Raw genomic sequence first — 11,936 nt, 5'->3', positions numbered from 1 at the left:
GCATGCCCTTCCCCGGATCAGCCAGCAGAGACCTGATCGGCGAAGTCGTCGAGCGCGCCGGCCCAATGGGCCGCGTAATCCGTGGCGAGCAGCACGAACTCTTCGGCGTCTGCTCCGCTCTCGACCATGGCCGTCATGCCGGTCTCCTCGTCGCTGACCGACTTGGCATGACTCGTCTCGGCTTTGATGTGCGCGTCGATCCACGTCAACGCGTCGGGCGCGGTGAACAGCTTCTGCCCGTTGACCAGCACCTTTCCGTACACGCGCCGGAACGCGACCGCGATGTCCAGTGCGATGGCCTCCACGACCCGCAGTTGAACCGCCGCGCCCAATCGGTGGTCGGCCATTGCCTCCATCGCCTCCAGCAGCTTGGCGACACCTTTCGGGAAATCCCCTGCTGCCTCTTCGCCGACCGCTCCGGTCAGCGGCTTCACGATCGAGTCGGCCCACCACAGGTAGTGGATTCCAGCTGCCCCCGGTGGCGCCACCGTGCTGAAATCCTCGGCCAGGTTGTCCAAATCATCGCCGATGACCCGGTAGGCCGTTTGGAATGCCGCCAGCACCTCCCGATCCGGAGCTTTCTGTGACGCGAAGTGCCGCGCCGCCACCCCCAGTCCCGAGATCGTCGTGAACATGAAGGCCTTGGTCATCACCTCCCACTGCCGCGCCACGGCCAGCGCGTCCGCCGCCGCGACCTGGTCAACGGCCTTCGCCGTAGCGAAGAACCGGTTTCCCGGCCTGACCAGCCCGGCTGCTTTCACCACTTCGGCTACACGTTCGTCAAGTCCTGTGCTGCTTGTCACGACATCCCCCCTCAACTCGGTTGGGAGCCTAATATGTCACACATCATAGATCACCTTGTACGAGATGGCCATTATGAGGCAACTTGATACTTCAGAAAGTTTCGGTCGGACCGAAACTTCGCAACGGGGTAAGTCCCCGGGTTGCCGATCCGCTAGTTCTTCATGCGATGAGCAAGGAAAACAATGGACACACAGTGCGACTCCCGGCTCTCCTGTCGGAAAATGCCGCCATTGTCCGAATACTGCATCCCGCTTCGCGCCCCGCTGACCAACCTTGACCAGTGGGCTGGTTCCTCAGCGCTCACGCTGTCCCGTGAGGAGTTGTCCACTGCAATCGAAAGCTGGGTGCAATTCGACTCACCCAGAACAGCATTTACTGCATTGACGTGGGTCAGCAGGATCTGCACCGGACTTTCCGCCCGGCGGCCACTACGGCTTCCACCGATACGGCCGTCCTGAACTATCGGGTGGGGCCGGCGTCGGACCCGGCCTGACCTGATCTTCGGAGCTGGTCGTCGCGCTCCTCGGCGGCCAGGCGGAGGAGCGAGCGGATGAGCGGGTTGCCGTCGGCTCCGTTCCAGGCCAGGACCATGGGGCTGGGTGGCATGTCGGCCAGCCGTACCGCCACCAGGCCGTCAGGCAGCGCGTGGGTGAGCGGGGTCAGGCCGACGGTGCCGTTCCACAGCACCGCCTGCAGGCATTCCTGGACCGTCCGCACGGTCGGCCCCTCACGCGGCACTCCGGCGTTCCAGTAGGCGCGCCAGAGCTGATCGGTCCCGTCGGGGAACTGGAACCAGCGGCGGTCGGCCAGGTCATCCACCCGCACGCTGTCGCGCCCGGCCAGCGGGTCGTCGGCGCGCAGGACGACGCCGACCGGATCGGTGCGCAGGATGTGAACGCGGATCCCGGTGTCGTCGAACGGCGCCCGGGTGAGCGCCACGTCCACCAGACCGCTGCGCAGGCCGATGGTCGGATCGGTGAGATCGGCCTCGCGTACGCGGACCGCGACGCCCGGATGGCGCCGGCGGAAGGCGGCGGCCAGCCCCGCCTGCTCGGCGGTGTCGGCGAGGATGCCGATGGTGAGGCCGGCCGTGGCCATCACCCGGGCGCGCGCCTGCTCGGCCTGGTCCAGCAGCGTGCGAGCCTCCTCCAGCAGCGTGGCCCCGGCCTCGGTGAGGAGGACACCCGCCGACGATCGGTGCAGCAGGGCGAGGCCGAGGTCGGCCTCCAGGTGCTGGATGGCCCGGCTGAGCGGAGGCTGGGTCATGTGCAGCCGCGCGGCGGCCCGCCCGAAGTGGCGTTCCTCGGCCACGGTCACGAAATAACGCAGCAGGCGCAGTTCCATCACCGGCCACGATACCCGCGCGGTATCAGCGGTGCCGGATCGGTGTTGGACCGCGGGAAGGCCGTGGCGATCAACTGGGGGCATGGCTGAATACAACCCCGTCGTCCGGGTCGAGGGAAGCCGGGAGCTCGCCCGCGACCTGGTAGTGATCCCCAACAGAGGCGTGGAGCTGGTGCCCAACATCGGCGTGATCGGCGGCTCGCAGGCCGTCCTGGTCGTGGAGACCGGGATGGGGCCACGCAACGCGCAGGCGGTCCTGGCGTTCGCCGCCGAGTACGCGCGCGGCCGCAAGCTCTACCTGACCACGACGCACTTCCATCCCGAGCACGCCTTCGGCGCCCGGACGTTCGCCGGGCAGGCGACGTTCCTGGTCAACCAGGAGCAGGCCGGAGAGCTGGCCGCCAAGGGACCGAGCTACCTGGAGATGTTCCGCGGTCTGGACGGAGGGATCGCCAGGGAACTGCGCGGCGTCGAGCTGCCCACGCCCGACCTCGTCTACCCCGACGTCTACGACCTGGATCTGGGCGGCCGGGTGGTGCGGCTGCGGGCCGCCGGGCGGGCGCACAGCAGGGGTGACCAGGTGGTGACAGTGCCCGATGCCGGGGTGATGTTCACCGGTGACCTGGTGGAGACCGGGCAGTTCGCGATCTTCCCGTGGTTCCCGCCCCATGACACCGACGTGTCCGGTCTGCGGTGGATCGAGGTGATGGATCGGCTGGCGGCCGAGCGGCCGCGCGTGGTGGTGCCCGGGCACGGCGAGGCCGGTGGGCCGGAGCTGCTGGCCGACGTCGGCGACTACCTGCGGCTGCTGCGCGATGAGACCTGGGTACGGCGAGACTCCGCGATGAGCGAGGAGACGATCATCGAGGAGGTCCGGGCCCTGCTGATCGAACGACACCCGGAGTGGCGCGGGCGCGAGTGGATCGACAAGGGCGTCGCCTGCCTGTGCGCCGAGCACGCATGGGGGTCCAGGGCTCGGGTCGGAACCACCGAGGAAAAGTAACGCCGACTGAGCTCAGCACAAGGCGCCGACCCCATCAATGATCTGCGAGCACAGTGCGTGCGCTTCCGCCTTCGCCGCGGACAACGAAGGTTGTCGCGCAACCCTTTGACGGCCGAGGCGGCAGTGGTCTCGTTCCGGGTCGCCGGTGATCGGTGGTGGAAGGGCCTGATGCCGCCCGGTCGCGGGACGGTCAGACGGCGGTCGTGGCGGGGGGAGTGCTTGGTGGTCGCCAGCCGTGAGTGAGGATGTCGAAGCAGGTCTGGATGGCGGCCGGGAGGTCGTGCCGTCCGCGGACGAGGGAGGGGATGTCCAGGACGTAGCGGGCGAGGGCGGCGCAGGCGAGGTCGTCGTGGTCGACGCCGAACTCGTCGGCGATGACCACGGCGAGGGCGCCGGTGTGCCGGGTCCACATGCGTTCGGAGTAGGCCCGCAGTTCCGGGGTGGAGTCCACGAGGCGGGCGAACGCGGCCCGCTGTGGATGGGTCTCGATAGGCGGCAGGGTGTCCAGGGCGTGCTCGCGGAGGGCGTCCAGGACGCTCTGGCCCGCGGGACGTTGCCGTACCACGGTGATCAGTTCGGACTCCTGGTCCTGGTCCTGGTCGAAGACGAGCGCTTCTTTGCCGGTGAAGTGCTTGAACACCGTGGTCTTCGACACGTCGGCGGCGTCGGCGATGTCGCTGATGCTCACCTGGTCGTAGCCGCGCTCCAGGAAGAGCTCCAGGGCGGCGTCGGCGATCGCTTGCCGGGTGGCCGCCTTCTTGCGTTCGCGGCGGCTGACAGGGGACGCGGTCATGGGGGCAAGCCTATACGATCGCTGTCTCAAGCAACTAGTGGCACAAGTTCATTAGTTGACTCAGTTCACTTTCGTACTTAGTCTCCCGTAGGGGCGGCGAAGCACCCCGAGCGGCAGACCTCCTGATGTTGTCCGCCGCTTGCGCCGGGCTGCCGGCCGCGCCCTGCCGTCACGGGCATGCAGGAGCGCCGCGGCCGACAGCGCCGCGCTCGCCCCTGAGCCCGTGTCCCGTTCTTCGAAAGGAATTTCCGCGATGACCTCTCCCGCACCCGCAAAGGCCCGTATCAGCGTCATCGGCGCCGGCCCCGGCGGCCTGGCCTGTGCCCGCATTCTGCAGAGACACGGCCTGGCGGTGACCGTCTATGACCGTGACGCGGACCGGGACGTCCGCGACCAGGGCGGCACGCTGGACCTGCGCGCCGACGACGGCCAGCTCGCGCTGCGCGAGGCCGGGCTGCTGAAGGAGTTCTTCGCGCTGGCGCGTCCGGAGGGGCAGGAGATGCGGCAGATGACCCCCGCCGGTGAGATGACGCTGCATCACGTGCCCGAGGAGGGAGAGCGCTTCAAGCCGGAGATCGACCGCGGCCAGCTCCGCGACCTGCTGCTGGACTCGCTGGAGCCGGGCACCGTGCGGTGGGGGCGCGCTCTCGACCGGGTCGGCGGGCCCGCCGACGGGCCGCGGCTGCTGCACTTCACCGACGGCACAGCCGTCGAGACCGACCTCGTCATCGGCGCCGACGGCGCCTTCTCCCGGGTCCGCCCGGCCGTCTCGTCCGCCGTCCCCGCATACACCGGGGTCAGCTTCCTGGAGGCGTGGTTCGACGACGTCGACGCCCGTCATCCCGAGATCGCCGACCTGGTCGGCCAGGGCGGCGCGGCCGCGGGCGACGGCGACCGAGGCCTGTTCGCCCAGCGCAACAGCGGCGACCACACCCGCGTCTACCTCATCCGGCGCGTCCCGATCGACTGGATCGGCCAGAGCGGCCTGACCATCGACGACACCGAAGGCATCCGCGCCAAGCTCCTGAAGGAATACGCCGACTGGTCTCCCCGCCTGCGCCGGCTGATCAGCGACAACGACGGCCCCTACGTCGACCGCCCCATCTTCGCCCTCCCGGTCCCGCACACCTGGGAGCACAACCCCACCGTCACCCTGCTCGGTGACGCCGCCCACCTCATGCCCCCGCTCGGCGTCGGCGTCAACCACGCCCTGCTCGACGCCGGCGAACTCGCTCTCGCCCTGGCCGGCTCCGCCACCCTCGACGAGGCCATCCGCACCTACGAGGCGACCATGCTGCCCCGCTCGACTCAGACCGCCAAGCTGCTGGAAGGCGGCGCCGAGCAGTTGCTGTCTCCCCAGGTTCCCGACTTCGGTGACGACGAGTTCGGTGACGGCTAGCACTGAGCAGGACTCGACCGCTCGAAATCACGCTGAGCGGGCCTGCCCGGCGCGCTCAGCGAAGCCCTCGGAGTCCTCGCCGTCGAGATCGACCTGTCAACACCCCCTCCTGAGAGCACCACCCGCATCGGAACGGCCGGTGACGACACGACGGGTCTCGCGGACTCCTTGTCGCCACTGGCCGTTCGGTCGCCGCTCAACCCGGAGGCGGTACCTGCGCAGCCCGTCCATCGAGAGCGATGGAACGAACGTGCGCCAAGGCCCCACCTGCGAATGCCTTAGATGCCACCGTTGAGCTGGATGAATGGTCTTGGCGTACGTTTTCGTTCCGCCGCACTCCGACCCCTTCGTTCCGCCGCACTCCGACCCCTGGCACACGGCTCGTCAGCCGCGCGTGAGCGCCACGATCGGGGGATGCTCCTCGCGTTCGGAGCGTTGGCCGGACGGAGAGCTATATTACTTTGAGTTATCGGTCAACTCAATTGCGTCACGGAAAGCGTAGCCGCGAGAGGCCGCTCCGGTGCGCAGTCGGCCGTCCGCCGGCCCGGCGAAGCGCCGTTCCGTCAGGACGCGACGTCACCAACAGGGCCGGGGCCGGGCGCGCCGGTCCCCGCAGGAGGAGAGTCCGTGATCTCGAAGAGCAAGAAGAAGGCCCGTTCCATGGCCGTGGCACTCGCCGGAGCCGCCGCCTTCGCCGTCACCGTCCCGGGCGGCACCGCCTTCGCCATCGACCACGTCCAATGCGTCGGCGGCGAGAACTTCCTGAAGATCTGGTCGCACCTCGACGGCCGTGAGAGCGTCGACTGCTACGCCAACGGCGGAAAGACCGACTTCGGCGGATGGTGGGTCGACCGGATCTCCACGGGCAACAACGACCTGATCTACTACGACGCCAACGGCGACTCGGTGAAGATCGAGCGCTGGCACGACATCACCTTCCCGAACCGCCCTCCGAAGGTCGTCGCCATCCAGATCGTGTGACATGTTGTCGTCCGGTTGCCGCCGGAATCGCCGGCCGGTCACGTCCCGCAGGCGTGACCGGCGGCGGGCGGTGCGACACCCCGGTACGAGCGCGGCCGAGCCGGCGGACCCGTCATGGGCGGAGCCGGACCTGCGGGCTCGCCTGAAAGAGGCGTACGGCGACGCCTGGATGCTCGGCGATGAAGTTCTTGACCGGTCCGGTAACCGTGAGCGGTGTCTCCGACCTGAACACCTGGTACGGCTCCTATTACGGTCAGGGGGCCCGATTCCTCGCCGGAGCCGCGCATCGCGGCGGAAGCACCGCCGTTCCTCATCGCCCACGGCGATAACGACACGGGCACTGGCCCGGCACCGGGGCCGGGTCAGGCCGTGCGGCGGGAGCGGGCCAGAGCCAGCCCACCGAGGACCATGGCGATCGGCCCGACCACCAGGTCCACGTAGCCCCCGACTATTCCGTAGCCGGTGCCGGGACCACCGTCGGCGGCGGCCACGACCAGCCCGCCGATGACCGTGCAGGCCGGCCCCACCGCCAACGCCACGATGGCCCCCCTTCTCCCGGTGCCGGTGCCGGTGCCGATACGACCGGTAGAGCGGGCCAGAGCCAGCCCGCCGATGACGACGCCGGCCAGCCCCAGCAGCGCGGCCACCGCGGACCACAGACGCCCGGAGGTCAAGGTGTAAGCACTGACGGGCTGAACCAGGACGTGCGCGGCCGCCGGTGTGGCGAGCCCCATGATTCCGAGCAGGGCGGCTGCGGCGGTGGCTGGCAAGTGACGGACGGACATGAGGATCCTTTCTGTCGAATGACAGGCGCCCGCAGCGTGTACAGCGCGGCGACTCGGCCTATGCCGGTCGAGGTGCCGGTGACGAGCGCGAGCGCCTGGGAGGGGTTTCACGGAATCGCATCGACAGGGGGCGAGGACGACCTCCGCGCCCCTCCGTAGGACGGTCCTGTGGAAAGGCGCGGTGATGTCGTTCAGTCGTGCGTGCCGGAGATGAAAGCCGAGTCGATGCTGCCATCGGTCACCAGTTGTTGCAGCGCGCGCTGCATGGTCTCGGAGTCGTTGAGGTGCGGGAACGGCTCGCCGGCGGGAGCGTCGACGCCCAGGAACCGGCAGAGCGGCTCCCAGCCCTCGCGGACGTCGAACACCAGGAGGCGATCCGCGGGCACGCTCTTCTGGACAACGGCCACGTGACGGTGGAACGCCGCTACCGCGATCTCTTCGTCGGGCATGCCCCGCTGGAAGTCCCAGGTGTCGCCGAAGGTGGACTCTCCGATGAGATCGAGAACCGGGCGGAGCCTCTCCATCGTCCTGAGTACCGCGGCCCCCGCTTCAGGCAGGTCCGGCGGCACGTCCCGGCGGGTGGCGATCAGAGCCTGCATGCTGACATACCAGCGATGCGGATCGCGGACGGTCAGCACGACCTTCGCGTCCGGGTAGACCTCCGCCTGCTCGCGCCAGAAGAAACTGGCCGGCCAGTCCTGGGCGGATCGGTAGCCGTCGAGCACGCTGTCCCAGTCCAGCGGCAGGCCGGAGGCGGCGGGCAGCCACCGGTCGACGTGGTCGGGATTGCTCCCGATTTCGGCCATGTGGTAGCAGGGACCGAATCCCAGCCTTTCCAGCGCGGCCTTCATTGATCTGGTTCCGGTGCGCGGGAATCCCGCGCCGATCACGTGTAGCACGTCAGCCTCCTGCGGCTGCGGCTGCGGCGTTCACCTTTCGGCAGACGTCGACCGCGGCCTTGGCGTTGGTGTCGGATTGGTAGGGCAGCCGCCCTTGTTGATGTACAGCTGTCTTCCTGTACGTATGTACGTACAAGATCACGAGGAGCGGTCGCCGCGCGGCGATCGAGGTGTGTACGGTCATCAGGGCCTCGATCGCGCGCTCGTATCCGCTGCGGTCAGCCGCTCAGCGCGGTGCGGCGGGAGCGGGCCAGAGCCAGCCCGCCGAGGACCGCACCGACGAGCCCAAGCACCAGGGCCAAGGCCGCCCCGAACACTCCGTTGCCGGTGCCGAGACCACCGTCGGCGACAGCCAGTTTCACCGCGCCGTTGAGCCCGCCGGTCAGCCCCGTCACCAGGGCCGCGATGGCTCCCTTCCTCCCGCTGTCGCCGATACGACGGACGGAGCGCAGCGCCAGCCAGCCGATGACCACACCGCCCAGCGCCACCAGTGCGGCCACACTGGCCCAGATTCGCTCAGGGGTCCCGAGGAAAGTATCGACACCCTGGCCCGCGCATTCTGCCGACGTCGTACAGACGGGCGAGGCCGCCTGTGCGGCAAGCACCAACAGGACGGACATTGAGGATCCTTTCGGTCGAATGACGGGCGTCGGCAGCGTGTGCAGCGCGGTGACTCGGCCTATGGCGGCCGAGGCTACGGTGACGAGCGCGAGCGCCTGGGAGGGGTTTCGCGGAATCGATCATCGCGCCGTCGGGGCGGCCGCGGCCTCCGACAGCGGATGGCAGCCTCTACGCAGTTCTGCGTAGAGGCCTCGTGCCTCGGTACGCCCGTCGTCGTAGGCGGCCGCGCGTCTGGGCGGAGTGTTCTCACGCGCGGGAACCATAGGATCGCGGCATGAAACACCGCATGGTGCCGTGGCGCCTGCCTGTGCCGGCGCAGGACGTGTTGCTCGCGCTCTTCGTCACCGTGATGCAGGTTCAGGGCACGATCGTCCGCAATACCGGCGAGATGGTACAGCGGCCGCTCACCGACCTCGGAAACCTGGGGTATGTCCTGCTGATCGTGAGTGGCGTGGTCGTGGCCGTCCGCCGCCGATGGCCGGTGCCGGTGTTCGTCACCGCCGCGCTCGCCAGCTTGGTGTACTACGGCCTTGACTTCCCGGACGGGCCCGGCTGGCTCGGGCTCTTCGTCGCCCTGTACACCCTGGCCGCCTACGGAGACGGGCGCCGGTCGCTGGTGATCGCCGGCGTGGGCACCTCGGTGCTCGCCATCGGCTGGCTGGTCGCCGCGGCCGACATCGAGCCACGTGCCGCCATCGGCTGGGTGTTCTTCCGGATCGGCGCGTCGGTCATGAGCGCGGCCCTTGGCGAGTCCGTCCGGTCCCGACAGGTCATCGCGGCCGAAGCTCAGGAGCGCGCTGAGTTGGCCGAACGGACTCGCGAGGAGGAGGCGCGGGCGCGTGTGGACGCCGAACGGCTCCGGATCGCGCGCGAGGTCCACGACACCGTCGCGCACGCCATAGCGATCATCAACGTCCAGTCCGGCGTCACCGCACACGTGCTCGACAAGCGGCCGGAAGTGGCGCGCGAGGCGCTGCGAGTCATCGAGCAGACCAGTTCCCGGGCGCTGCGGGAGATGCGGGCCATCCTCGGGGTACTCCGTGACGACGGTGACGACGGGCGGGTGCCGTACCCCGGGCTGGGGCAGATCGACGAACTGGCCGCCAAGGCGCGCGAGGCGGGACTCGACATCAAGCTCGAGGAGACCTCGCCCGCGGCGCCGTTGCCCAGCGCGGTGGGAAGCGCCGCCTACCGGATCCTTCAGGAATCGATCACCAACGTGATCCGCCACGTCGGCCCGACTCGGGTGACGGTAGCGCTGAACCCCAGGATCGACGCCTTGGAGATCCGTGTGACCGATGAAGGCCGCCGTGCCGCCCCAGGTCATGACTCCGCGGATCCGCGCCTACCGGCCCGGCATCCGAGCGGCACGGGCAGCTCGGCCGCGTCGGGCCGCGGGATCGTCGGCATGCGCGAGCGCTGCCGGCTGCTGGGCGGAGACCTCGACGCCGGGCCGCTTCCAGGCGGCGGGTTCGAAGTCAAGGCACGACTGCCCCTCACACCGACCGGGGCAAGCCTGTGAACGCGGCGGCCGCCTCACCGCCGACCAACGCTCCGATCAAGGTGCTGCTCGCCGACGACGAGGGTCTCGTGCGATCCGGGTTCAAGGTCCTGCTCGACCTCGAGGACGGCATCACCGTGGTGGGAGAAGCCGCCAACGGCGCCGAAGCCGTAGAACAGGCCCGCGTCACCCGCCCCGACGTCGTCCTCATGGACATCCGCATGCCCAAGCTGGACGGGATCCAAGCCACCGCCCAGATCGCCGAGACGCACGGCTTGGAGCAGGTCCGGGTCCTCATCCTCACCACCTACGACACCGACGAGTACGTCTTCGACGCCTTGCAGGCCGGCGCCAGCGGCTTCCTGCTCAAGGACGCCGGCCCGGCCGAACTCCTGCACGCCATCCGGGTGATCGCCGCCGGAGAGGCGCTGCTCGCACCGCGGGTCACCCGACGCCTCATCGCGCAGGTCACCACGCGACGAACAGCCACGCAGGCCGGAGAGGGCCGGCTCGCGGTGCTGACCCAGCGCGAGCGCGAAGTGCTCGCCCTGGTGGGACAGGGCCTGAACAACGACGAGATCGGTGCCGAGTTGTTCCTCAGCCCGGCCACCGCACGCACCCATGTCAGCCGCGCGATGACGAAACTGGGTGCGCGCGACCGTGCGCAGCTGGTCGTCATCGCTTACCAAACAGGACTGGTCAGCCCTGCGATGTAGGGCACGACCCCGCCGCGCTCGCGCAGCGACCGGGCGTAGATGATCATGTCGTTGTCGAATACCTGGGACGCCCGCCGTGGCGGCCGCGCTCGCGGCCGGCGGATGAGAGAACACCAGCGGCACGCCGTTTCCGCCGCTGCCGGTGTAGCGGATAGGAGGGAGTTCGGGGCTGGAACGGTGGATGGCGGCGACTCCGCCCGCGTCGGCCTGCTGACGCCACTGACCGTTCCGTTGCCGATCGAGCCCCGCAGCCCAGCTGTCCCGCACTTCTCGGGGTGTCGGTGACACGAGTCTTACCGACACCCCGAGTCCTGGCCGCGCGGGGAGGACTGTGGATCAGCGAGGCACGGCGCGCACCCATCCGCGGTCATCGTCGAGGAATCCGGAGACCGTCAGGCCGGCCTGGTCGAGCTCGCGGCTGAGACGGTCGTCGTCGAGACGGCGGCTGACGAAGGTATGGGTCCAGCGCCGCTCGCCGATGACGTACTCCATGGTGGCCTCCAGCAGATCTGGTCCGGGACGGCCGATGCCGGTCATGCGGACGGTGCGGCCGTCATCGGCCCGGCGTTCGAACGGCTGGATGGTGTCGTACCACTCGGGGGGCTTGCGCTGCAGGATGACGCAGCCGTCGTCGGCGACGTGTCGGCGGCAGGTACGCAGGAACGCGGCGCGCAGGTCGTCGTCGGCGGTCTCGACGACGAACGACATCAGCAGCACCAGATCGAAGGTCCGGGGCAGGGCCAGGGTCTGGATGCGGGAGCAGACGGTCTCGGCTCCGGTGATGTGGGCGAGCATCTCGGGGGATTCGTCGACAGCGACGACCTCGTGCCCGAGTTCCAGCAGGGGATGGGTGATGCGCCCGGTGCCGGCTCCGAGTTCGAGGATGCTCGCCCCGGGCGGGACAGCGGCGTGGATGAGTTCAGGTTCGCCGCCCGCGGTGAGGGTGGCGTAGTAGTCGACCGCGCAACCGTCCGGGGTGATCGGCCCCGGGCCCGTGCCGTGGTAGATCCGTGAGGTCATGCCTCCCATTCTGGGGCGTCGCGGGCAGCCGGAGTGAGGGCAGCGAGACGGTCACCGAATGTCGCGGAGG

12 protein-coding genes are annotated in these 11,936 nt (G+C 69.2%); 5 read left to right on the top strand and 7 right to left on the bottom strand.

What is annotated here, in order from left to right; all coding sequences use genetic code 11:
* Window positions 1-17 precede the first annotated feature (17 nt).
* Together ACWDS7_RS01095 and ACWDS7_RS01090 are read right to left on the bottom strand one after the other, a co-directional pair.
* Window positions 18-803: a DUF6202 family protein gene (locus ACWDS7_RS01095; RefSeq protein ID WP_451927552.1), complete on the bottom strand. Its 786-nt coding sequence runs from the start codon at window positions 801-803 to the stop codon at window positions 18-20.
* Window positions 804-1,263: 460 nt separating this feature from the next.
* Complete coding sequence (locus ACWDS7_RS01090; RefSeq protein ID WP_451927551.1) at window positions 1,264-2,148, bottom strand: LysR family transcriptional regulator; 885 nt, start codon at window positions 2,146-2,148, stop codon at window positions 1,264-1,266.
* Between the two features lie 82 nt (window positions 2,149-2,230).
* Here ACWDS7_RS01090 and ACWDS7_RS01085 point away from each other — a divergent pair, with 82 nt between their 5' ends.
* Window positions 2,231-3,151: an MBL fold metallo-hydrolase gene (locus tag ACWDS7_RS01085; protein WP_451927550.1), complete on the top strand. Its 921-nt coding sequence runs from the start codon at window positions 2,231-2,233 to the stop codon at window positions 3,149-3,151.
* 190 nt (window positions 3,152-3,341) lie between these two features.
* Here the strand turns inward: ACWDS7_RS01085 and ACWDS7_RS01080 are convergent, their stop codons facing one another.
* Entirely contained in the window at window positions 3,342-3,944 is a 603-nt protein-coding gene (locus ACWDS7_RS01080) for a TetR/AcrR family transcriptional regulator (RefSeq protein WP_451927549.1), read from the bottom strand.
* 253 nt (window positions 3,945-4,197) lie between these two features.
* On the opposite strand from ACWDS7_RS01080, the gene ACWDS7_RS01075 reads away from it, so the two are divergent.
* Together ACWDS7_RS01075 and ACWDS7_RS01070 are read left to right on the top strand one after the other, a co-directional pair.
* Window positions 4,198-5,343 (top strand): FAD-dependent oxidoreductase, encoded by a 1,146-nt coding sequence (locus ACWDS7_RS01075; protein WP_451927548.1) that lies wholly within the window; start codon window positions 4,198-4,200, stop codon window positions 5,341-5,343.
* A gap of 627 nt (window positions 5,344-5,970) precedes the next feature.
* Window positions 5,971-6,324 carry a beta/gamma crystallin domain-containing protein gene (locus ACWDS7_RS01070; RefSeq protein WP_306872931.1) on the top strand — a complete coding sequence of 118 codons (354 nt, stop codon included), beginning with the start codon at window positions 5,971-5,973 and terminating at the stop codon, window positions 6,322-6,324.
* Between the two features lie 362 nt (window positions 6,325-6,686).
* Here the strand turns inward: ACWDS7_RS01070 and ACWDS7_RS01065 are convergent, their stop codons facing one another.
* The 3 genes from ACWDS7_RS01065 to ACWDS7_RS01055 all read right to left on the bottom strand — a co-directional run bounded on the left by ACWDS7_RS01065 (window position 6,687) and on the right by ACWDS7_RS01055 (window position 8,628).
* A complete protein-coding gene (locus tag ACWDS7_RS01065) occupies window positions 6,687-7,109 on the bottom strand; it encodes a DUF6223 family protein (RefSeq protein ID WP_451927547.1) in 423 nt (140 codons plus the stop codon).
* A 191-nt stretch (window positions 7,110-7,300) separates the two neighbouring features.
* Window positions 7,301-7,999 carry a sulfotransferase family protein gene (locus tag ACWDS7_RS01060; RefSeq protein WP_451927615.1) on the bottom strand — a complete coding sequence of 233 codons (699 nt, stop codon included), beginning with the start codon at window positions 7,997-7,999 and terminating at the stop codon, window positions 7,301-7,303.
* A gap of 227 nt (window positions 8,000-8,226) precedes the next feature.
* A complete protein-coding gene (locus tag ACWDS7_RS01055) occupies window positions 8,227-8,628 on the bottom strand; it encodes a DUF6223 family protein (protein ID WP_451927546.1) in 402 nt (133 codons plus the stop codon).
* A 275-nt stretch (window positions 8,629-8,903) separates the two neighbouring features.
* Here ACWDS7_RS01055 and ACWDS7_RS01050 point away from each other — a divergent pair, with 275 nt between their 5' ends.
* Window positions 8,904-10,151 carry a sensor histidine kinase gene (locus ACWDS7_RS01050; protein WP_451927545.1) on the top strand — a complete coding sequence of 416 codons (1,248 nt, stop codon included), beginning with the start codon at window positions 8,904-8,906 and terminating at the stop codon, window positions 10,149-10,151.
* Window positions 10,148-10,846: a response regulator transcription factor gene (locus ACWDS7_RS01045; protein WP_451927544.1), complete on the top strand. Its 699-nt coding sequence runs from the start codon at window positions 10,148-10,150 to the stop codon at window positions 10,844-10,846. Before ACWDS7_RS01050 ends, ACWDS7_RS01045 begins: the two co-directional genes overlap by 4 nt.
* Window positions 10,847-11,182: 336 nt before the next feature.
* On the opposite strand, the gene ACWDS7_RS01040 is transcribed toward ACWDS7_RS01045, so the two are convergent.
* The gene (locus tag ACWDS7_RS01040; RefSeq protein WP_451927543.1) at window positions 11,183-11,866 is read right to left on the bottom strand and encodes a class I SAM-dependent methyltransferase; all 684 of its coding nucleotides are present in this window, start codon (window positions 11,864-11,866) and stop codon (window positions 11,183-11,185) included.
* Window positions 11,867-11,936: the final 70 nt, after the last annotated feature.

Source organism: Streptosporangium sp. NPDC003464 (genome assembly GCF_053588315.1).
The sequence above is the reverse complement of the archived record's forward strand: the minus strand, read 5'-3'. Positions and strand labels throughout refer to the sequence as shown.